The 20,580-nt window shown below is 57.2% G+C and carries 18 protein-coding genes and 1 other RNA gene; 7 read left to right on the forward strand and 12 right to left on the reverse strand.

The annotated features are described in order from the left end of the window. Window positions 1-18: 18 nt before the first annotated feature. Together RTE01_RS17040 and RTE01_RS17045 are read right to left on the reverse strand one after the other, a co-directional pair. Complete coding sequence (locus RTE01_RS17040) at window positions 19-405, reverse strand: YraN family protein (RefSeq protein WP_041147372.1); 387 nt, start codon at window positions 403-405, stop codon at window positions 19-21. Beyond that, complete coding sequence (locus tag RTE01_RS17045; protein WP_134527882.1) at window positions 363-2,498, reverse strand: penicillin-binding protein activator; 2,136 nt, start codon at window positions 2,496-2,498, stop codon at window positions 363-365. The genes RTE01_RS17040 and RTE01_RS17045 overlap by 43 nt, the downstream gene beginning before the upstream one ends. A 63-nt stretch (window positions 2,499-2,561) precedes the next feature. Here RTE01_RS17045 and rsmI point away from each other — a divergent pair, with 63 nt between their 5' ends. Further along, window positions 2,562-3,422, forward strand: a complete 861-nt coding sequence (gene rsmI, locus RTE01_RS17050) for a 16S rRNA (cytidine(1402)-2'-O)-methyltransferase (protein WP_115191798.1) — start codon at window positions 2,562-2,564, stop codon at window positions 3,420-3,422. 32 nt (window positions 3,423-3,454) lie between these two features. On the opposite strand, the gene RTE01_RS17055 is transcribed toward rsmI, so the two are convergent. From RTE01_RS17055 to kbaZ, 9 genes are all read right to left on the reverse strand, one after another. After that, complete coding sequence (locus tag RTE01_RS17055; protein ID WP_041147369.1) at window positions 3,455-5,344, reverse strand: alpha-galactosidase; 1,890 nt, start codon at window positions 5,342-5,344, stop codon at window positions 3,455-3,457. A 93-nt stretch (window positions 5,345-5,437) separates the two neighbouring features. Next, complete coding sequence (kbaY, locus tag RTE01_RS17060) at window positions 5,438-6,310, reverse strand: tagatose-bisphosphate aldolase subunit KbaY (protein ID WP_041147368.1); 873 nt, start codon at window positions 6,308-6,310, stop codon at window positions 5,438-5,440. Between the two features lie 12 nt (window positions 6,311-6,322). Beyond that, the gene (locus tag RTE01_RS17065; protein ID WP_041147367.1) at window positions 6,323-7,477 is read right to left on the reverse strand and encodes an SIS domain-containing protein; all 1,155 of its coding nucleotides are present in this window, start codon (window positions 7,475-7,477) and stop codon (window positions 6,323-6,325) included. 301 nt (window positions 7,478-7,778) lie between these two features. Beyond that, window positions 7,779-8,912 (reverse strand): N-acetylglucosamine-6-phosphate deacetylase, encoded by a 1,134-nt coding sequence (nagA, locus tag RTE01_RS17070; RefSeq protein WP_134527879.1) that lies wholly within the window; start codon window positions 8,910-8,912, stop codon window positions 7,779-7,781. Continuing rightward, window positions 8,909-9,343: a PTS galactosamine/N-acetylgalactosamine transporter subunit IIA gene (gene agaF / locus RTE01_RS17075; RefSeq protein WP_041147365.1), complete on the reverse strand. Its 435-nt coding sequence runs from the start codon at window positions 9,341-9,343 to the stop codon at window positions 8,909-8,911. Before agaF ends, nagA begins: the two co-directional genes overlap by 4 nt. Before the next feature lie 16 nt (window positions 9,344-9,359). Then, window positions 9,360-10,238 carry a PTS N-acetylgalactosamine transporter subunit IID gene (agaE, locus tag RTE01_RS17080; RefSeq protein WP_041147364.1) on the reverse strand — a complete coding sequence of 293 codons (879 nt, stop codon included), beginning with the start codon at window positions 10,236-10,238 and terminating at the stop codon, window positions 9,360-9,362. After that, complete coding sequence (gene agaW / locus RTE01_RS17085; protein WP_041147363.1) at window positions 10,228-11,007, reverse strand: PTS N-acetylgalactosamine transporter subunit IIC; 780 nt, start codon at window positions 11,005-11,007, stop codon at window positions 10,228-10,230. Before agaW ends, agaE begins: the two co-directional genes overlap by 11 nt. A 10-nt stretch (window positions 11,008-11,017) precedes the next feature. Next, window positions 11,018-11,491, reverse strand: a complete 474-nt coding sequence (agaV, locus tag RTE01_RS17090; protein ID WP_134527876.1) for a PTS N-acetylgalactosamine transporter subunit IIB — start codon at window positions 11,489-11,491, stop codon at window positions 11,018-11,020. 19 nt (window positions 11,492-11,510) lie between these two features. Then, window positions 11,511-12,818 (reverse strand): tagatose-bisphosphate aldolase subunit KbaZ, encoded by a 1,308-nt coding sequence (gene kbaZ / locus RTE01_RS17095; protein ID WP_134528655.1) that lies wholly within the window; start codon window positions 12,816-12,818, stop codon window positions 11,511-11,513. 237 nt (window positions 12,819-13,055) lie between these two features. Between kbaZ and RTE01_RS17100 the strand changes: the two genes are divergently transcribed. After that, window positions 13,056-13,865 (forward strand): DeoR family transcriptional regulator, encoded by an 810-nt coding sequence (locus RTE01_RS17100; RefSeq protein ID WP_115191805.1) that lies wholly within the window; start codon window positions 13,056-13,058, stop codon window positions 13,863-13,865. Window positions 13,866-13,917: 52 nt separating this feature from the next. Here RTE01_RS17100 and garD read toward each other — a convergent pair whose 3' ends face one another. Then, window positions 13,918-15,489, reverse strand: coding sequence for a galactarate dehydratase (garD, locus tag RTE01_RS17105; protein ID WP_135183923.1), 1,572 nt, complete (start codon window positions 15,487-15,489; stop codon window positions 13,918-13,920). A gap of 401 nt (window positions 15,490-15,890) precedes the next feature. Between garD and garP the strand changes: the two genes are divergently transcribed. From garP to rnpB, 5 genes are all read left to right on the forward strand, one after another. Then, a complete protein-coding gene (garP, locus tag RTE01_RS17110) occupies window positions 15,891-17,225 on the forward strand; it encodes a galactarate/glucarate/glycerate transporter GarP (RefSeq protein WP_041147358.1) in 1,335 nt (444 codons plus the stop codon). Between the two features lie 28 nt (window positions 17,226-17,253). Continuing rightward, window positions 17,254-18,024, forward strand: a complete 771-nt coding sequence (gene garL, locus RTE01_RS17115; RefSeq protein WP_041147357.1) for a 2-dehydro-3-deoxyglucarate aldolase — start codon at window positions 17,254-17,256, stop codon at window positions 18,022-18,024. 28 nt (window positions 18,025-18,052) lie between these two features. Continuing rightward, entirely contained in the window at window positions 18,053-18,943 is an 891-nt protein-coding gene (gene garR, locus RTE01_RS17120; protein ID WP_041147356.1) for a 2-hydroxy-3-oxopropionate reductase, read from the forward strand. Between the two features lie 64 nt (window positions 18,944-19,007). After that, window positions 19,008-20,153 (forward strand): glycerate 2-kinase, encoded by a 1,146-nt coding sequence (gene garK / locus RTE01_RS17125; protein ID WP_041147355.1) that lies wholly within the window; start codon window positions 19,008-19,010, stop codon window positions 20,151-20,153. A gap of 32 nt (window positions 20,154-20,185) precedes the next feature. Beyond that, window positions 20,186-20,564: RNase P RNA component class A (gene rnpB, locus RTE01_RS17130), an RNA gene on the forward strand. Window positions 20,565-20,580 lie beyond the last annotated feature (16 nt).

The raw sequence follows: 20,580 nt of genomic DNA on the forward strand, positions 1-20,580 counted from the left end.
CCCTTAAATTCGTTTACGCTATTCGCCAAAGGCGTTTTTCAGCCATTGGATGTCGTTTCCGGTGAAGGCTACCACATCGAAACGGCAATCCACAGTATCAAAGCTCCCATTATGTCGGGAGAGCCACAGACGCGCGGCATGGAGGAGTCGTTGTTGCTTTTTCAGCGTGACGCTGGAGGCGGCATCGCCGTAGCCTGCGCTACGACGATAGCGCACTTCGACAAAGACGGTAACCGCCCCGTCGCGCATTATCAGGTCAATCTCGCCGCCCCGCTCGCGGGCGTTGGCGGCGATAAAACGCAGTCCCTGGCTTTCCAGCCAACGGCGGGCCTGGGCTTCCCAGACGTCGCCGGTTCGTTTGGCTAGTTGGCTGAGACGATCTGTCCGCGCTGGTACTTGAGCCATGACAGTTTCCTGTTGATCACGCAGTCCTGCGTGGCCGTCAGATCGCCGGTGTTGCCGTTCAGCTCAAAGCCCGGCACCTGACGTATTTGCGAGAAATGGTTGGCCAGCGACCAGGCGTCGGCGCCCATCGCGTACAGGCGCGCCAGCGAGTAGTCGTTACGCACGGCGGACAGCGCCTGCTGCATCAGCGCCGGGTTGCTGCCGGCCAGCATTGGGATTTCGCTGTACTGCAGGCCGTCCATTTCCAGGCGGAAGTCCGGGCCAGCGGTGCCCTGAGCGCTGCGAGAGCTGGCGTACAGCGTGACGTTGCTCTGGCTGCCGTTGCGCAGGGCGATCATCGGTTTGATGTAGCCAATTTGTTCCGGCGTCGCGAGGATCCAGGCGGCATCGACGCTGCCGCCGCTGCTGACCGGCACGTCGCTCGGGCTACCCAGCGCGCTATCCTGAGCGGAAGGCAGGGTGGACACCGGGCTACCGGTTAACGAGATACCGCTGTTGACGCTGGACTTCAGCTCGGAGGTTGAGCCAATACGCTGCTGTAAAACCGTGCCGCCGCCGATCTTAAGCCACTCGTTGGCAAAGGCGCTGACCACGCGATCGCCCAGCGATCCGCGCGGAACCAGCAGCAGCGGAGTCTGCTTGCCCTGATCGTGAATATGGTGTGCCGCATCGCGCGCTTCGTCTTCCGGGGAGAGGGCGAAATAGCAGATATTGGCGCGGTTCTCGACTTTTTCCGGCTGGTTCAGCGCGAGGACGTTCAGGGAGGTGTTGCTTTTAATGACCTCTTCGACGTTGTTTTTAAGCAACGGCCCGACGACGATGGTCGCGCCGTCCTGCTGCACCTGGGCCAGCAGCTGGCTCATCGGCTGGCTGGTGGTGTCGTAGATTTTCAGTTCGGCGGCAGGGTTGGCCGGGGTTGAGGCAACCGTCTGGGCCTGCGGCGCCGTCACCGGCGGCTGAGTGGCGTCGGCAGGCGCATCGCTGGTGGCGGCTGGCGTTACCGCTGGCGTCGCGCTCTGTGCGGCAGCCGGAGCGGCGGTTGGTGCAGTGACCGGCTCTGTTGCCGGCGACGTCGCCTGGTCCGCTGCCGGCGTCTGTACCGGTGCCTGCGCGGCGTTTGCCGCGGTGAGATCGCTGATTTCCGCCTGCGACGGGCTGACTACCTCCCCCCCGGCGGCGTTTGCCGCCTGCGCGACCTGCGCAGGCACCGCGCTTCCGGCAACCGCCGGAGCGCCGTTTTTCGCCGCTTCAAATCCTTGCTGTATCGTGCGGCCAAATACCGCCGCCTGGCCGTTTAACGGCAGCAGCAGGGCGATTTTATTGGTTGATGCCGGCTTATAATTTTGCATGTTCACCAGCGCCGTCGGCAGCATCTTCGCGCCCGGGTTCTGCGGATAGCGGGTCTGCCAGTCTTTTACTCCGGCTTTGAGCAGGGTCGGATCGTTACGATTATCAAACCACATGCGCTGCAGATCCAGCCAGCCCTGCAGGACGTTCTCGTCGGCATTGATAACCAGCGCGTTGGCCTGATCCTGGGTCATTGAGGTCAGCGCTTTCCAGGTCTCGTCGATATTCTTCTGCTGCTGTTTCGGCTGGCTTAGCAGCGGCTGCTGGGCGATAAGGGCGCGCAGCAGGGTAATTGACGGGCGTCCCTGGCTGGCATCGATTTGCGCCTGCCAGTAGCGAGGCTGCTGGTTGGTCTCAAAGCTTGTCGGATCGAGCTTGCTGAGCAGCGCCTGAGCGCCCGGGAAATCGTTCTGGGCCAGCTTAACTTCTACCGCCAGCAGCGACTGCTCGCGGGCCTGCGTTTTGTTGAGGTTAGCCGGCAGCTGGTTGAACAGATCGATGGCCTGCTGCTTTTTGCCCTCTTGCAGCAGTGCACGAATGGCGAGTAATTGCCAGTTGGTCTTGCTATCATTCGCGCTTTGCTGCATTTGCTGTAGGTAGTAACTGGAGTTTGCCTGTGCCGTACCCTGTAAAAACGCCGTGCTTTGATCCGGGGTATGGGTGCCGCAGCCAGCGAAGATCAGAGCAGCCAGCAGTACGGGCAGACAACGCGCGGGTTTAGAACGAAGAAATGTTGACGGTACCATATGTATCCAGTGATATTTTTTTGGCTCAATGCTCAATATTAATTCGGCAATACGGACGAGACAATGAAACAACACGAATCAGCAGATAATTCTCAGGGGCAGCTCTATATCGTGCCCACGCCGATAGGTAATCTGTCTGATATCACGCAGCGTGCGCTGGAGGTGTTGCAAGCCGTTGATTTGATTGCTGCAGAAGATACCCGCCATACCGGTTTACTGCTCCAGCATTTTGGGATTAACGCCCGGTTATTTGCCCTTCACGACCATAATGAGCAGCAAAAAGCTGAAACACTTCTGGCAAAGCTGAAGGACGGGCAAAACATCGCCCTGGTATCTGATGCGGGGACCCCGCTTATCAACGATCCCGGCTATCACCTGGTGCGCACCTGCCGCGAGGCCAATATCCGCGTCGTGCCGCTGCCGGGGCCGTGCGCGGCGATTGCCGCTCTGAGCGCGGCGGGCCTGCCGTCGGACCGCTTCTGCTATGAAGGCTTTCTGCCGGCAAAATCGAAAGGGCGCCGCGATACGCTGAAGGCGCTGGAAGAAGAGCCGCGGACGATTATTTTTTATGAGTCCACTCATCGCCTGCTGGAAAGCCTGGAAGATATCTGCACGGTGCTGGGAGAGTCCCGCTACGTGGTGCTGGCGCGCGAGCTGACGAAAACCTGGGAATCTATCCACGGCGCACCAATCGGCGAGCTGGTGGCGTGGGTGAAGGAAGATGAGAACCGCCGTAAGGGCGAAATGGTGCTGATCGTCGAAGGGTTCAAGGCTCAGGAAGAGGCCCTGCCTGCGGACGCGCTGCGGACGCTGGCCCTGCTGCAGGCGGAGCTGCCGCTGAAAAAAGCCGCCGCGCTGGCCGCTGAAATTCACGGCGTGAAGAAAAACGCGCTGTATAAGCACGCGCTGGAGCAGCAAGGGTAGGAGAGTGGCCCGGCAACGCCGGGCCGGGTCGCTTATTTCACCGGCGTTGCTTCAAAGACCAGCGTCTGCAGCGGCTGCAGCGTAACCACGACGGCGTCTTTATAATTCTCCGGAAGCGTTGCGTTGCTGCCATAGACGGCTTTCATCGCGAAACGTGTCGCTTCTCCCTGAGGGATTTCAAAGTCCTTCGTCAGATTCAGATAGTAGCTTTGCGGCTTATCAGAAGGATTACGCAGGCCCAGTATGGCCTTGTCTTTGTTCCAGGAAGCCCAGCCATACACCTCAAGCGCCGTCGGATCACCGCCAATCCAGTGGGTGTCTACCAGCACATGCGCATTTTCACGTGACCATTTTGCGGCCTGAGCCAGCACGTCCCATTTGGCGCCGTTCAACATTGATGGCGTGATGTAGAGCTCCTGCAGCTGGGTGCCCGTGGCGAAATAGCTCCATACCTGATCGGCAAAATCGGCGTCCGTTTGCACTTTTTCCAGTCCGTAATAGGCATTCTCCGCGCTCACAATTCCATGATACATCAGGGAATTTAGCGGGAATAACGGGCCTTTTCTAACGATTGAGCGGTAGGTTTCCGCATCGCGGTAGGTCATCCACTGTTGCACCGGCGTCCCTGGCCCATACAGATTGATATCATCGCCCTGGCGCCAGATAGAATCGGCATAAAACAGCCATGACGGGCTGGCATCAGTGCCGGTCGTCAGGTTAATAAACAGGTTTGGGCTGGCGCTGCGCATGTTGTGCAGCAGGGCTATGGAGGCATCAAAGTCGGAGGCGAACGGGCTGCCCTCGATATGCGAGTTGGCGTTACCCATTCCGTCCAGTTTGAAGGACGTGATGTGCTCGTTCTTTATCAGCCTGGCGATTTGCTCGTTGAAGTTTTTGAAATAGTTCGGCCCGGAGAGCGCCAGTTTGCCGTCGACCGTTTCAAAACCATACTCTTTGGCATGTGAAACGCGAATATCGCGCGGCTTATTGTAGCCACCCCAGGGTGAGAGCCACAAACCGACCGAGCTGTGCATGCTATCGGCCTTCTCTTTAACCTTGCCGAAACCCTCTCTGAACGCCGGACCAAATAGCCACCTTCCGGTACGATCGTCCCAGCCGTCATCCAGCAGGAATGCATCAAGCGGTACGCCGCGACCGGTAATAAAGGCTTTATTCCATTCATCCATGCGTCCCAGCACGTCCTGCTCGCTATAGGTGGTAAAGAAGCCGATATCCATCCAGCTGTTGTAGTGCAGATACGGTTTGTACGGACGTGGACGTACGGCATCGATAAACAGGTTTACGCTGCGGCGTAGCTGGCTCGTTTCTGCCACGGTGCCGAACCAGGTGGTGTAGCTGACCGGTGTTTCCGGCAGGATGGGGGTTTTAAGCTCGACGTTAAGATTCGTGGTGCCTTCATAGGCGTAGGTATTGACGATGGGTTTATCCGGTAACATGAAAAAGGTATCGGCAACAATCGGCGAGCTGTTAATTGCGCCATCCACGTAAGGTGCCTGCGACTGCTTTTTGGTGGGGAAAAAGGTGATTTTTGCGACGTTCTGCGCTTTGCCGACGGCGGCAATGGTGTAATCGATATTGGCGTACTTACCCTTCAGCAGATTCAGCGTCATGGTGACGTTGAAATCAGGATGGGTGTATTCCACTACCAGCGCGTTCTCTTTTTTCTCAACCTGTTTAATTTTGAAGTCAGCGGTGTGGATAACGCTCTCATCCGGCAGGGTCAGAAAGAACGGCTCCTGAGGCGAGAGCTGATGGCTGGAATGCGTATCTTTAACGACCAGTGCAGAGCCGGCGTCATCGAACGAGAAGGCCATCTTGTCGTTATTCAGGGCGTAATTTGCCGCAAAGGTGCTATGAGAGATGAAGAGCGTGAGCAACGATACATTGAGCGCTTTATTCATGGGGCAGAGGTCCTTTATTTTTTGTTTTATCAGAGGTAGACAGCGTTGTCCTGCCGCGGAATAACGCTGTGGAACGAGGGTGTACAACGGATATCAGGCTTCTGTGGGCAGCAGCAGGCGGTTTGCCGAGCCGCAAATGGTGATTTTGCTTCTGACCACTTCTTTCATTGCGTCCATGCCGACGCGCATGTAATAGCGAGGATCGTTGCCCTGCGGGTTGTCGGCGAACCATTTTTTGACTGCCGCAGCAAACGCAATTTTCAGCTCGGTTGCGACATTGACTTTGCAGACCCCGAGTTCAATGGCGCGACGTACGTACTCGTCAGGGACATCGCTCGCGCCGTGCAGGACCAGGGGCACGTCAACCACGTCGCGAATCTCCCCCAGACGGCGAAAATCAATTTTTGGCGTTTTGGTATAAAGTCCGTGAGCGGTGCCGATAGCCACCGCCAGGCTGTCGACGCCGGTTAGCTCGACAAAGCGTTTTGCTTCCTGCGGGTCGGTCAGAAACGCGCTTTCGGCATCCACGCTCATGTCATCTTCCATGCCGCCCAGGCGACCGAGTTCGGCCTCTACGCTGCAATCATGCTGGTGGCAGAATTCGACGACTGATTTCACCAGCTTTACGTTCTCATCGAAGGGGAAGTGGCTGCCGTCGATCATGGCGCTACGCACGCCGGCGTTAACCTTGCGGCGGATATCGTCCAGCGATTCATGGTGATCGAGGTGCAGCGCCAGCGGCATGTCGTAAGTGGTGGCGTAGGCGCTGCACAGGGCGTAGATCTCCTCCAGCGCAATATGTTTAAAGGTACCCGGCGTGCCCGCGAGGATCACCGGCGATCGCATTTCGCTGCAGACTTCGAGGATCGCCTGGATCGTCTCGGCGTTATGAATGTTAAATGCAGGTACTGCATAGCCTTTTGCCTGGGCATCCAGCAGAAGATACTTCGTCGAAATAATGCTCATGATGCGCTCCTCTCAAGCATTCCAGGGGTGAATAACGACACCTTGCACCACGCGGTTTACCGTACCGCTGGCGGAAGGGGTGTCCGGGGTATTACCCACGCTGATGGACTGCGCGAGGGCAAATACCTGGGCATACATCAGGAAACAGAAAGCCAGCTCGACGTCGATAAAAGCGCGGGAAGGCGGCAGCAGGATGTGCGGACCCGCTGCGATGACGGCATTGGATTCGTCGGCAATCGCCACCACGCGCATTGCCTGCTTATCGCGACGCAGCTCGGCCAGCAGGTCGAGGTCGTACTGGCGCGTGTACGGATGGCTGGAGACAAACACCACCACCAGCGTTTCGTTATCCACCAGCGATTTCGGCCCGTGACGAAAGCCGGTTGGCGAGTCATAAAACGCCGCCAGCTTACCGGCGGTTAGCTCGAGGACCTTGAGGGCCGATTCGCGCGCCGCGCCCTGTAATCCGCCGCTGCCGAGATAGACGATCCGTCGCCACGGCTCATTGCCAAATACGCTTTCGCTAAATTCACCGAGTGACGTGAGGATCGTCTGACAGCGATCCGCTACGTCGCGGAAGGTCCTGCTGCCGATCGCCTCGGGCGCGAACACCGCAAGGCAGCTCGCCATCATGGTGGTAATACTGCTGGTCATCGCAAAGCCGCGGTCGTGCGTTTCCGCCGGCATCAGTAGCGCAAAGGCGTTGTCGCTGTTTACCGCGTTTTGATACAGGCTGCCGGCTTCATTACAGGTAATCGACAGGTGGTAACAGTCCGGGACGAACTGATTGGCCAGCTCTACGGCGGCAACGCTCTCCGGGCTATTGCCGGAGCGGGCGAAGGAGACCAGCAGCAGCGGGTGTTCGGCGTTGAGATAGTCCATCGGATTGGTTACCAGGTCGGTCGTTGGCACCGCGCTGATGTTTTTTCCGCTATGGCGCGATAGCCAGGGCGCAACGATCTCACCGATAAAGGCGGAGGTTCCTGCTCCTGTCAGAACGATCCGCAGGTCGTCTTTACGCAGCAATGGCGCAAGAAAGTCGTCGATCGCCGAACGGAGATTGTCGATGTTGCTGAGCGAGCGGATCCAGCAGGCGGGCTGTTGGCGGATTTCGGCTTCCGTCCAGGTGCCGGTCGCGGCGGAGGTAGCGGTATAGGTTTCAGGCATAACACAGTCCTTAGTCGTGTGAATTCCACATCAGACGCTGGCAAAAATGTCGCTATCTTTCGTTTCGTTTCACTTATTCATGTAATCAGTTAGATAAAATCTATATGAAAGAAATCGAAAGTTCAATTAAAGAAACAAGAAATAAAACGAAAACTGTGATCGGGAAACAATGAATGTAACTATGTATGTGATAAATATGTATTTTTAATTAAATGACCGTAGGGGGTTACGTTCTTTTAGAAAGAAAAAGAAAGGCCTTACGCGGCGAGCACGAAGGCCAATGTGACGCATAATGAAAGGGCTAAAGGGGGAGAGCCTGGCCCTGAATCCAGATTTTCTGCAGGTGTAGCCCGTCGTTTAGCGCAATAACATTCGCGCATTTTCCCGTCCGTAACGATCCCAGTCGATCGTCAATACCCAGCAGGCGGGCGGGGTGCAGCGAAGCCATATGAATGGCGTCTTCCGGCGGCGCTCCCGCCAGCTCGACCATGTTGCGAACGGCCGCATCAAGCGAGAGCGTGCTGCCTGCCAGGCCACCGGAGGCCGTTCGTACGATACCGCCGCGCATTTCCACGGCTTCGCCGCAGAGCGAATAGCGGCCATCGGCCATACCGGCTGCCTGCATCGCATCTGTTATCAGGACAATGCGCTGCCCCGCGCAGCAGGCGCAAAGACGCATGGCGGCGGGATGGACATGATGCCCGTCGGCAATAAGCTCCAGCCACGCCTGCGGCGTGGTGAATCCGGCACCGACCATGCCCGGCTCCCGGTGATGTAATCCGCTCATCCCGTTGTAGCAGTGCACCAGCCCGTCGGCGCCGGCAGCGAAGGCGGCGCAGGTCTGTTCATAGGTGGCGGCGCTATGACCCAGCATCACCCGCACGCCCTGCCGTTTAAGGTGATGAATCGCCGCTATTGCCCCCGGCTTTTCCGGCGCCAGCGCCACCACCCGCAGCGTTTGCCGCGAGCGGGCAATGAGCGTATCCAGCTCGGCGACATCCAGCCCGCGGAACAGCTCAGGTGGATGGGCGCCTTTATTCTGCGGGGTGAAGTAGGGCCCTTCCAGGTAGCTGCCCAGTACCAGCGCGCCGGGACCACCGGAAAGCACGCGCCGGGCGATGCGTTCCAGCGCGCCGTGAATGGCCGGCAGCGGCGCGGTGACGGTGGTAGGCAGCCAGGCGCCTACTCCCTCGCGTGCTTTATGTATCGCCAGCTGGTCGAGCGCGTCCGGCGCTTCGTCCATCACATCAAAACCCGCGCCGCCGTGGACGTGAATATCAATGTAAGCCGGGCAAAGCAGATCGGCGTCGCGAGCGGTTACGCCGGCGGGGACAGGCTCGACAGCGGTAATGACGCCTGCTTCAATACGCAGCTGATGATCGGCAAGCCAGCCCTGCTCGGTTAGCAGGCGTCTGGCGCGCAGAATCTGCGTCATATCCCTTCCTCTACCGCTTTCTCTTCGCGGCAGCGCGCGAGTTCGTCAACCAGGCTGGTTAACCCGCGGTGCCCGCACTCCAGCGCCTGCAGACGAAACGCTTCGCCGTTGAGGCCCTCGCGTTCCAGTACCATTTCCAGCAGCAGCTGCAGATTGGTGCCGGTAATCACTTCACTTCCTGGTTTTTGCATCGCCAGCGTGGAGGCCACGCGAAATGGCGTACCGCCCAGTAGGTCCGTCAGAAAAACGATATCATCTTCAGCGTCCAGCTGGCTCACCGCCTGCTCAAGCTGCGAGGTGAGCAGTGCGGTGGTTGAAGTCTCAGGAAAATCGATAGCAATAAACTGCGACTGCTCGCCCAGTATTTGTTTCATCGCCATTGCCATACCGCTGGCAAAGCCGCCATGACCCGTCAAAATAATACCTAACATGCAAACCTCTTTATATTTACAGGAAGTGGCAGAATTTACCCACGACACCCAGTACGACGGTGAGCGCGATGAGGCGCAGCGGGCTCCAGCCGCGGCGCACCAGCCAGAACATGGTCAGGGTATAAACCAGCGGTAGAAACGCCGGCATCAGCTTATCGATAACATCCGTTTGCAGCTTGACTACCGCATCGCCTGCGGTGATCTCCAGGGTGGTGTTGAGGCGAACATAGGTCGCCACCAGCGCGCCAATTACCGTCATCCCGACGATCGACGCCGCGTGGCCGACCTTTTTGGTGTTGGCTTTAATTAACGGTATCGCCGCTACGCCCATACGATAAGCGTAGTGTGCCAGGCCAAAGCGCAATCCGAGATGTACCACGTTGAACAGCACAATAAACACCACTGCGCCGAGGATAGAACCTTGCAGCGCGAGGCTGGCGCCAATGCCGCCGCAAATCGGCAGCAGCGTCAGCCAGAACATCGCATCGCCAATCCCGCCGAGCGGGGCACCGACGGCGATTTTGGTGCTCTGAATGCTGTTGACGTCCTGCTTGGATCGCTCCATCGCGAGGATAATGCCGATGACAAAGGTCACCAGGAACGGGTGGGTGTTGAAGAAGCCCATATGGCCTTTCATGGCACGTGCCAGATCGCGCTCGTTGGTGTGGATCTTTTTCAGCGCCGGCAGCAGGCCATATAGCCAGCCGGAGGCCTGCATACGTTCGTAGTTGAACGAGGCCTGCAGAAGCATGGAGCGCCAGGCGACGCGGTTAATATCTTTTTTCGTCAGCTCCGCACCGAGGGCCTGGTCTTCGTAGACGTTTTCATTCACGCCGGAAAGCAGCGTCTCTTCGGATGTGGAGACGCCTGGCAGAGTGGTTTGATTAGATGCCATCTTCGAATTCCTCTTTCTGTGCCGCCGGCGCAGCCGGTTCTGGAGATTTGCGCAGCAGGTCAATGAGTGCCATCGCCAGCGCCGCGGCGGCAATTGCCAGTACCGGTAGCTTCAGCCATGCTGCGGCCACAAAGCCGATGATAAAGTAGGGGATATAGACGTTTTTCATCATGATTTTCAGCAGCACGGCGAAGCCGATAGCCGGCATGATGCCGCCCGCCACGCCGAGGCCGTCAATCAGGCGCTCCGGTAGCACATCAATGGCGGTTTTCGCATGTTCCGCCCCGAAAAAGATAGGCAGGAAGGCGCAGAGAAAATAGAAGGTCCCTAACGCCAGCAGGGCCAGATAGTTCACCCGCTCAATACCCCTGGTATCGGCGTTTGCCGCCATTCGGTCGCAGCGGGACATCACGCCGGACATCACCGAGAACAGGAAGGTGATTCCCATCTGTACCGCGACGGCGAAGGGGACAGCGACGCCAACCGCGACGTCAGGCTTCACGCCGGTAGTAATGGCAAAGGTGGTACCGACGATAGTGCCGATAATCACGTTTGGCGGCTGGGCGCCTGCCAGAGGGGCCAGACCCATCCAGACCAGCTCCAGCGTGCCGCCGGTTAAAATACCGGTATGCAGATCGCCCAGAATCAGGCCGACCAGCGGGCCGAGGACCACCGGCCGGTGCATATGGGTTAACCCGTTGAACATATCCAGGCCGGCAATAAAGGCAAGAATACCTAGTGCAAAAGCCTGCAACAGACTGATTTCCATTATGAATCCCTCAGAGTAGTTTAACGAGATCCAAAGCGGGTTCTGTCGGAACGCCCTGAACGAAGCATTCCACCCCGGCGGCCTTCAGGCCGTTAAACGCGGCAATATCGTCAGCGTCTACAGAAACCGTTTTGGCAATGTGTTGTTTGCCATTGGCGTAGTGCATATTTCCTACGTTGATCCGCGTGACGGGAACCCCGCCCTCCACCAGCCTGAGGAAATCAGTCGGTGTTTTACAGACCAGCAGAATTTTTTGCCGATCGGCGGCGCGGTGGATATTTTCAATCACTTTTTGCAGCGACCAGAAGCGCACGGCGATCCCCTCCGCCAGCACCATCTCCATCAGATTTTGCTGTACCGAATCTTCAGCAACCTCATCGTTGGCCACCAGCACCAGGTTAGCTCCCGCAAACCCAACCCACTGGACGCCCACCTGACCGTGGATCAAACGTTCATCAATACGACTTAAGACAATGTTTGGCATCGCGTTTTCCTCTTTGTTGTTATGCGTTATGGGACGTAATGCCCTGACAGGCAGCGTGGTACTGCTGCAGTATGTCCTGAATGTGGTCGATGATGAGTTCCCGCGGTGCCGCCTTGAGATCGCCCTCGCGAACTTTGATGTACTGCAACGGCATATACTGGCTGATGAGCGGCAGCGGAATTGGCCAGTCCGCGAGATTGCGCACCAGGCGTGCAAACGCCTCATCGATCTGGCTGTCCGGCCAGTAGTAGCGGACGCGGTCGGAGTAGCTGTACCCGCGTGCGAGGCGCCGCGCATTACCGTCGCCGTGATAGTGGCTTTGCCAATATTCCGGGCGATCGAGCATGACGTTTTCCAGCACGTGACGCAGGCCGGAGCACGCTTTCACGGGCAGGAGTTCTTCCTCTATTGCCGCCAGCGAGAACAGCGCTTCGCGCAGGGCGAAGGTGAGCGCCGGGCCGACCTTGAGAATGGCAAAATGATCTTTCACCAGCTGACGAAGCGCCTGCGGCGTTTGATAGTCCGTGGAGTGGGCTTCAAATATCAGCGTGTCATAAGCCTCCACCATTGCGCTCAGCGCGACGGCTTTCTGCGGCTGATAGTCGATAACGTTGATATGATCGAATTCGACGCCGGGCTGGACCACCAGGCCGATAATGCGCGGCCAGATATGGCTCAACCCCTGCTTTGCAAAGGCATGGCGATGCGCTTCCAGCGTCGCGCGTGCCGCATCAGGCGTGGTGACCTGCAGTTCGGTAAGCGTTTCATGGGCGCCGCCTGGGACGGGCACTTCGGTGCCTATGACGTAGACGAGGTCGGATTCGCCAAAGTGCTCACGGCAGGTCTCTTCGGCAATCTTTGCCAGTCGGGCTGCGCGGTCTGCGACGATCTCATCGGTTAACGGCAGCGGATCGCCCTCGCAGGACATGCTGCAATCGAGATGGATCTTCTTAAAGCCGGCGGCGACGTAGCTTTTAATGAGATCGTCGGCATTGGCCATCGCCTGCGCGGCGGGCAGGTTTTGCCAGCGGTTTGGGCCGAGATGATCGCCGCCGAGGATCAGCTGCGACAGGGGAAAATCGAGCGAGCTGGCAAGCTGGCAGACGAAGCCGCGGAAATCAGTGGGCGTCATACCGGTATAGCCACCGAACTGATCCACCTGATTGGAGGTGGCTTCGATCAGCAGCGGAGCCTGCTGGGCCCGGGCGTAACGAATGGCCGCTTCGAGTACCAGTGGATGCGCGGAACAGACGGCATAAATCCCGCTTGTGCTCCCACGTTTATGCTGTGCCACCATTTCTGTAAGATGTTTCACTTTCCTCTCCATTTCGGATGGTAATGACATTAATCTTTCGTTTTGTTTCATTTAATACTGCGTCATGGTGCTGTAAAAATAAAACGAAAGATAATAGTTTTCCGATCTGTTTCACAAAAGAAACATAATGAAAGGTTTCAGCGTCAAGGTCTCTCCCCCTGAACCGCGTTGCGGGGCTTGCATTCCGCGAAAAGAAAGGTGTTAATAGGTAAATCGAAATGAAATGAAAGATTAGTTTAGGGAATGCTTATGAGTGGCACCGATTCTTCCATAGAGAAGCGCCTCGCCGGGACCAGCGAAAGGCGAGAGCAAATTATTCAGCGGTTGCGGCAGCAGGGAAGCGTGCAGGTTAACGATCTTTCCCTTCTGTTTGGTGTCTCCACGGTGACGATCCGCAACGATCTGGCGTTTCTGGAAAAACAGGGCATTGCGGTTCGTGCCTACGGCGGGGCTCTGATTTGCGATAGCAGTACGCCGGGCGTGGAGCCCTCTGTTGAGGATAAAAGCGCGCTGAATACCGCGGTAAAGCACAATATTGCCAAAGCGGCCGTTAAGCTGATTCAGCCGGGTCACCGCGTCATCCTTGACTCAGGCACCACCACGTATGAGATAGCTCGCCTGATGCGCCAGCATGCTGATGTGATTGTGATGACTAACGGCATGAACGTCGGCAATGCGTTACTGGAGGCGGAGGGAGTAGAGCTGCTGATGACCGGGGGCCACCTGCGCCGCCAGTCGCAGTCGTTCTATGGCGACCAGGCCGAGCAGTCTTTACAGAATTACCACTTCGATATGCTGTTTCTCGGCGTGGATGCTATCGATCTGGAACGTGGTGTCAGCACGCATAATGAGGATGAAGCCAGGCTCAACCGCCGGATGTGTGAAGTGGCGGAGCGTATTATTGTCGTGACGGACTCCAGCAAGTTCAACCGCTCCAGCCTGCATAAAATCATTGATACTCAGCGAATTGATATGATTATCGTCGATGAAGGCATCCCTGCAGAAAGCCTGGAAGCGCTACGTAAGCACGGAATAGATGTTATTTTAGTGAATGCCTGAACCGTCATTCTGCAGCCCTCTCCTCAAGCAGAGAGGGCTGAGCTTGCCGGGATCAGGTGACCGGCGCCGGGTTAAACACCGCCAGCTGGTTATGCAGCCCCCATTGGTCTGAGAAGGTTTTCTTCCGGCCGCTGGCGACGTCAAGAATAAACTCAAACAGCTTCAGGCCCACGTCTTCGATACTCTCTTCGCCGGTGGCGATAGTCCCGGCGTTAATATCCATGAGATCGTACCAGCGGTTCGCCAGCTCGGTGCGGGTTGCCATTTTAATTACCGGCACCGCGACGAGGCCGTACGGCGTACCGCGGCCGGTGGTGAACACCTGAACCGTAATGCCGGATGCGACCTGCTGGGTACCGCAAACAAAATCGCTGGCCGGCGTGGCGGCAAATATCAGCCCGCGCTTCGTCGGGCGCTGGCCCGGCGATAGCACCTCGACAATCGCACTTTTCCCCGATTTAGCGATAGAGCCCAGCGCCTTTTCTACCACGTTGGCGAGGCCGCCTTTTTTATTCCCCGGAGAGGGGTTGGCGCTGCGATCGGTTTGGCCGAGATCGAGATAGTTATCGTACCAGGCCATCTCTTCGAGCAGGCGTTTACCGACCTCCTCGTTCACCGCGCGTGGCGTGAGCAGATGAATGGCGTCACGGACTTCGGTGACCTCTGAGAACATCACCGTCGCGCCGCAGCGTACCAGCAGGTCGGAGGCATAGCCGACCGCCGGGTTGGCGGTGACGCCGGAAAACGCGTCGCTGCCGCCGCACTGCATGCCGACCACCAGCTCGGACGCCGGGCAGGTTTCGCGCTGGCGCTGATTGAGCTTCGCCAGGTGACGCTCTGCAACCTGCAGAATATCGTCGACCATGGATTGAAAACCCACGTGATGCTCATCCTGCAGCCGCACGATGCTGGCGCTATCCACGGCAACGGGCTGAACATCTTCCGTTCCCTGCAGCAGACGCTCTGGCTGCAGCTTTTCACAGCCCAGGCCAACAACCATCACCTCGCCGCCAAAATTTGGGTTCAACGAGATATTGTGGATAGTGCGGATAGGCACCACGGCCGCCGGCGCGTTGATGGCGACGCCGCAGCCGTACAGATGATTGAGGCCCACCACACCATCGACGTTCGGATACTTCGGCAGCAGATCGCGTTCGATGATTTTGACCACGTAATCGACAACCCCGGCCACGCAGTGCACGCTGGTGGTGATGCCAAGCAGGTTCTTGGTCCCGACGCTGCCGTCGGCATTGCGATAGCCTTCAAAGGTATAGCCTTCAAGCGCGGGCAGCGCCTGCGGGACTTTGGTTGCCAGCGGCAGGGTATTCAGCGGCGGTGCGCTGGGCAGCTCTACCGTGGACTCGTCAATCCAGCTGCCGCGCGCGATATCGCGAACGGCGTAACCGATGATTTCGCCATAGCGAATGATCTCGCCGTGAACCGGAATATCCACCAGCGCTACCTTATGGCCCTGAGGAATATGTTCAATCAGCTCCAGCCCGTCCGGGAAACGACTTCCCGCTTTCAGGCCATTATCATTGACAATAATTGCCACATTATCGGTGTCGTGTACTTTAATATAAAACGCGCTGGGCGATTGTTGTCTAATTTCGATGTCGGCCATTGTCCAGTATTCTCCAGCCAGGTGGGGATAATAAAATAGTTAGCTCTATATAAAATCTAATTGAGGATATTCTCAGTATTGTGGAATTAGAATGTCAGGAGTTAGCGATCAAAAATGTGATGGCGATCACTCATTATCGCGATAGCCGCGCCAGCAGCGGCATCAAAGCGTAAATATGTGCATTAGCGCCCATTATTATATGCATATGTTTAAAGTAATATTTATATGATCCTCATTAATTGTGCGTTTGCACAATGCGCGGCGGATACCTGCTGTTTATACTGAATGACGATTTCATTACGCCAGATTTGCTATTTGATGTTTGTTTTATTTAAAGGGCATCTTTAGTGTAACGCTTAAATAATAAGAAAATAACTTCTCGAGTACCTGAGGTAAATAAAATGATACTTGATACGGTTGAAGAAACAAAAAAAGGCTTGCCCACCCGATATTTAATTTTACTGATAATATTTATCGTCACTGCCGTTAACTATGCCGACCGCGCAACGCTCTCCATTGCCGGAACCGCAGTAGCAGAAGAGCTTCAGCTCAGCGCGGTGTCGATGGGATACATTTTCTCCGCCTTTGGCTGGGCCTATTTGCTGATGCAAATCCCCGGCGGCTGGCTGCTCGATAAGTTTGGCTCGAAGAAAGTCTACACCTACAGCCTGTTCTTCTGGTCGCTGTTTACCTTCCTGCAGGGCTTTGTTGACGTCTTTCCCATCGCCTGGGCCGGGATTTCGATGTTTATTATGCGGTTTATGCTGGGCTTTTCTGAAGCGCCGTCATTTCCGGCTAACGCCCGCATCGTTGCGGCCTGGTTCCCGACCAAAGAGCGCGGTACCGCCTCCGCTATCTTTAACTCTGCGCAATATTTTTCCCTGGCGCTGTTCTCGCCTCTGCTCGGCTGGTTAACCTTCGCCTGGGGCTGGGAGCACGTGTTTACCGTGATGGGGGTTATTGGTTTTGTCCTCACCGGCCTGTGGGTAAAGCTGATTCATAACCCGACCGACCATCCGCGGATGTCAAAGGAGGAGCTGAAGTTCATCTCTGACAACGGCGCGGTGGTGGATATGGACCATAAAAAGCCCGGCGGCAATACCGCCAGCGGGCCAAAACTCCACTATATCAAGCAGCTGTTAACCAACCGCATGATGCTGGGCGTATTCTTCGGCCAATATTTTATCAACACCATCACCTGGTTCTTCCTCACCTGGTTCCCGATTTACCTGGTGCAGGAAAAGGGGATGTCGATTCTGAAAGTGGGGCTGGTGGCCTCCATCCCGGCGCTGTGCGGTTTTGCCGGCGGCGTGCTGGGCGGCGTGTTCTCTGACTATCTGATTAAGCGCGGTTTTTCTATCACGCTGGCCCGTAAGCTGCCTATCGTTCTCGGCATGCTGCTGGCTTCAACCATTATTCTGTGTAACTACACCGATAACACCGCGCTGGTGGTGACCCTGATGGCGCTGGCGTTCTTTGGCAAAGGCTTTGGCGCCCTCGGCTGGCCGGTTATTTCTGATACCGCACCGAAAGAGATTGTTGGTCTGTGCGGCGGGGTCTTCAACGTATTCGGTAACGTGGCGTCCATCGTTACTCCGCTGGTCATTGGTTATCTGGTCAGCGAGCTGCATTCATTTAACGCAGCGCTGGTGTTTGTCGGTTGTTCAGCTCTGATGGCGATGGTTTGCTACCTCTTCATTGTTGGCGACATCAAACGTATGGAACTGCAAAAATAATTCACGGTTAAGTGACAAGGTATAAGCGATGAATAACGATATTTTCCCGAACAAATTCAAGGCAGCGCTGGCTGCGCATCAGGTGCAGATTGGCTGCTGGTCCGCGCTGGCAAGCCCGATTAGCACCGAAGTATTAGGCCTTGCGGGCTTTGACTGGCTGGTGCTGGACGGCGAGCATGCGCCAAACGACATTACGACCTTTATCCCACAGCTGATGGCCCTGAAGGGCAGCGCCAGCGCCGCGGTTGTGCGGGTGCCGACCAACGAGCCGGTGATTATTAAGCGCCTGCTGGATATCGGTTTTTACAACTTCCTGATCCCGTTTGTGGAAAGCAAAGAAGAGGCGGTGAACGCAGTGGCCTCCACCCGCTATCCGCCGGAAGGCATCCGTGGGGTCTCCGTTTCTCACCGTGCCAACATGTTTGGCACCGTGCCGGACTACTTCGCGCAATCCAACAAAAACATCACCATCCTCGTACAGATTGAGAGCCAGCAGGGCGTAGATAACGTCGATGCCATTGCGGCAACCGAAGGCGTTGACGGCATTTTTGTCGGCCCAAGCGACCTGGCCGCGGCGTTAGGCCATCTCGGCAACGCCTCTCACCCTGACGTTCAGCGCGCGATTCAGCAGATTTTTGCGAGTGCGAAAAAGCACGGTAAGCCGAGCGGCATTCTGGCGCCGGTAGAGGCCGATGCGCGTCGCTATCTGGAATGGGGCGCCACCTTTGTTGCCGTTGGCAGCGATTTGGGCGTATTCCGCTCCGCCACGCAGAAGCTTGCGGATTCTTTTAAAAAATAACCCTCGGGATCAAAAGAGAGAGAACGTTATGACGATGAAAGTTGGTTTTATTGGCCTGGGCATCATGGGCAAGCCTATGAGCAAAAACTTGCTGAAAGCCGGTTACTCGCTGGTGGTTTCCGATCGTAATCCTGAAGCGGTTGCTGAAGTGATAGCTGCCGGGGCAGAAACGGCGGCTACGGCGAAGGCGATTGCCGAGCAGTGCGATGTGATTATCACGATGCTGCCAAACTCCCCGCATGTGAAAGAGGTGGCGCTGGGTGAAAACGGCATCATTGAAGGCGCGAAGCCGGGCACCGTACTGATTGATATGAGCTCCATCGCGCCGCTGGCGAGCCGCGAAATCAGCGAAGCGCTGAAGGCGAAGGGCGTGGATATGCTCGATGCGCCGGTAAGCGGCGGCGAGCCGAAGGCCGTCGACGGCACGCTGTCGGTGATGGTCGGCGGCGATAAGGCTATCTTCGATAAATACTACGATCTGATGAAGACGATGGCCGGTTCGGTCGTGCACACCGGCGAAGTGGGGGCAGGCAACGTGACGAAGCTCGCCAACCAGGTGATCGTCGCGCTGAATATTGCCGCGATGTCTGAAGCGCTGACCCTCGCCACCAAAGCGGGCGTCAATCCGGATCTGGTGTATCAGGCTATCCGCGGCGGCCTGGCGGGGAGCACCGTGCTGGATGCGAAAGCGCCGATGGTGATGGATCGTAACTTCAAGCCAGGTTTCCGCATCGACCTGCATATTAAGGACCTGGCCAACGCGCTGGATACCTCCCACGGCGTGGGCGCTCAGCTGCCGCTGACGGCGGCGGTGATGGAAATGATGCAGGCGCTGCGTGCCGATGGTCTGGGTACCGCCGACCACAGCGCGCTGGCATGCTATTACGAAAAACTGGCGAAAGTGGAAGTCACTCGCTAACAAGAAGGGCGTGAAACGCGCCCTGTAATTCTTGCCTTGCGCGGCACTGTCAGGCTACATAACTATGAAAATCGTAATCGCCCCAGACTCTTATAAAGAAAGCCTTTCTGCCATTGAGGTAGCTCAGGCAATAGAAAAAGGATTTCGGGAAATTTTCCCCGATGCGGAGTATGTTTCCGTCCCGGTTGCCGACGGTGGTGAAGGCACCGTTGAGGCCATGATTGCCGCCACGCAGGGTTCTGAATATACCGCTCTGGTTACCGGGCCGTTAGGTGAAAAGGTGAACGCCAGCTGGGGAATGTCCGGCGACGGTAAAACGGCGTTTATCGAGATGGCGGCCGCCAGCGGACTGGGCCTGGTTCCGCCGGCGCTGCGCAACCCGCTGCTGACGACATCGCGCGGGACCGGCGAGCTGATTCTCCAGGCGCTGGATCACGGGGCGAAAAATATCATCATCGGCATCGGCGGCAGCGCCACTAACGATGGCGGCGCCGGGATGGTGCAGGCGCTAGGAGCCAGCCTCCGCGATGCTAACGGCAGCGAGATTGGCAACGGCGGCGGGAGCCTCGCCAGCCTGAATGCCATCGATCTCCGCGGTCTGGACGCCCGGCTGCAGGAATGTACCATCCGCGTAGCCTGCGACGTGACCAACCCGCTGACTGGCGATGTGGGCGCCTCGCGTATTTTTGGCCCGCAGAAGGGGGCGAGCGAAGCGATGATCCTCGAGCTGGATCGCAATCTTGAACACTATGCCGATGTGATAAAAAACGATTTGCGCGTGGACGTGAAGCAGGTGGCGGGAGCCGGCGCTGCCGGTGGTATGGGGGCCGCGCTGATGGCGTTCCTCAATGCCGAACTGCGCAGCGGGATCGAGATTGTCACCCAGGCGCTGAATCTGGAAGAGCATATCCTCGACTGCTCGCTGGTGGTGACCGGCGAAGGGCGGCTTGATAGCCAGAGCATCCACGGCAAGGTGCCGGTCGGCGTGGCGAGCGTGGCGAAGAAATACCATAAGCCGGTGATTGGCATTGCCGGCAGCCTGACCCGCGACGTTGGCGTAGTGCATCAGTTTGGCATCGACGCGGTATTCAGCGTGCTGACCAATATTACGACGCTGGAAGAGGCCTTTCGCGGGGCGTCGGACAATATTTATCGCGCGTCGCGCAACATCGCCGCGACATTGCGGGCCGGGATGGCGATGGAGGGATGACAACCGGCGGCAAACCCTCTATACTTCGCGCCGAAGCTGACCAGACAGTCGCCGCTTCGTCGTCGTCCTCCTTCGGGGGGAGACGGGCGGAGGGGAGGAAAGTCCGGGCTCCATAGGGCAGGGTGCCAGGTAACGCCTGGGGGGGAAACCCACGACCAGTGCAACAGAGAGCAAACCGCCGATGGCCCGCGCAAGCGGGATCAGGTAAGGGTGAAAGGGTGCGGTAAGAGCGCACCGCGCGGCTGGTAACAGTTCGCGGCACGGTAAACTCCACCCGGAGCAAGGCCAAATAGGGGTTCATAAGGTACGGCCCGTACTGAACCCGGGTAGGCTGCTTGAGCCAGTGAGCGATTGCTGGCCTAGATGAATGACTGTCCACGACAGAACCCGGCTTATCGGTCAGCTTCAACTCTTCAGAAAACCCCGC

The sequence above is a fragment of the Klebsiella terrigena genome (genome assembly GCF_006539725.1).
In the GTDB taxonomy this organism is placed as follows: Bacteria; Pseudomonadota; Gammaproteobacteria; order Enterobacterales; family Enterobacteriaceae; genus Klebsiella; species Klebsiella terrigena.

What these genes read in the sequence shown, in the direction of transcription:
- RTE01_RS17040 (WP_041147372.1), bottom strand. Translation starts at nt 405, where the DNA reads ATGGCTCAAGTACCAGCGCGGACAGATCGTCTCAGCCAACTAGCCAAA.
- RTE01_RS17045 (WP_134527882.1), bottom strand. Translation starts at nt 2,498, where the DNA reads ATGGTACCGTCAACATTTCTTCGTTCTAAACCCGCGCGTTGTCTGCCC.
- rsmI (WP_115191798.1), top strand. Translation starts at nt 2,562, where the DNA reads ATGAAACAACACGAATCAGCAGATAATTCTCAGGGGCAGCTCTATATC.
- RTE01_RS17055 (WP_041147369.1), bottom strand. Translation starts at nt 5,344, where the DNA reads ATGAATAAAGCGCTCAATGTATCGTTGCTCACGCTCTTCATCTCTCAT.
- kbaY (WP_041147368.1), bottom strand. Translation starts at nt 6,310, where the DNA reads ATGAGCATTATTTCGACGAAGTATCTTCTGCTGGATGCCCAGGCAAAA.
- RTE01_RS17065 (WP_041147367.1), bottom strand. Translation starts at nt 7,477, where the DNA reads ATGCCTGAAACCTATACCGCTACCTCCGCCGCGACCGGCACCTGGACG.
- nagA (WP_134527879.1), bottom strand. Translation starts at nt 8,912, where the DNA reads ATGACGCAGATTCTGCGCGCCAGACGCCTGCTAACCGAGCAGGGCTGG.
- agaF (WP_041147365.1), bottom strand. Translation starts at nt 9,343, where the DNA reads ATGTTAGGTATTATTTTGACGGGTCATGGCGGCTTTGCCAGCGGTATG.
- agaE (WP_041147364.1), bottom strand. Translation starts at nt 10,238, where the DNA reads ATGGCATCTAATCAAACCACTCTGCCAGGCGTCTCCACATCCGAAGAG.
- agaW (WP_041147363.1), bottom strand. Translation starts at nt 11,007, where the DNA reads ATGGAAATCAGTCTGTTGCAGGCTTTTGCACTAGGTATTCTTGCCTTT.
- agaV (WP_134527876.1), bottom strand. Translation starts at nt 11,491, where the DNA reads ATGCCAAACATTGTCTTAAGTCGTATTGATGAACGTTTGATCCACGGT.
- kbaZ (WP_134528655.1), bottom strand. Translation starts at nt 12,818, where the DNA reads ATGGAGAGGAAAGTGAAACATCTTACAGAAATGGTGGCACAGCATAAA.
- RTE01_RS17100 (WP_115191805.1), top strand. Translation starts at nt 13,056, where the DNA reads ATGAGTGGCACCGATTCTTCCATAGAGAAGCGCCTCGCCGGGACCAGC.
- garD (WP_135183923.1), bottom strand. Translation starts at nt 15,489, where the DNA reads ATGGCCGACATCGAAATTAGACAACAATCGCCCAGCGCGTTTTATATT.
- garP (WP_041147358.1), top strand. Translation starts at nt 15,891, where the DNA reads ATGATACTTGATACGGTTGAAGAAACAAAAAAAGGCTTGCCCACCCGA.
- garL (WP_041147357.1), top strand. Translation starts at nt 17,254, where the DNA reads ATGAATAACGATATTTTCCCGAACAAATTCAAGGCAGCGCTGGCTGCG.
- garR (WP_041147356.1), top strand. Translation starts at nt 18,053, where the DNA reads ATGACGATGAAAGTTGGTTTTATTGGCCTGGGCATCATGGGCAAGCCT.
- garK (WP_041147355.1), top strand. Translation starts at nt 19,008, where the DNA reads ATGAAAATCGTAATCGCCCCAGACTCTTATAAAGAAAGCCTTTCTGCC.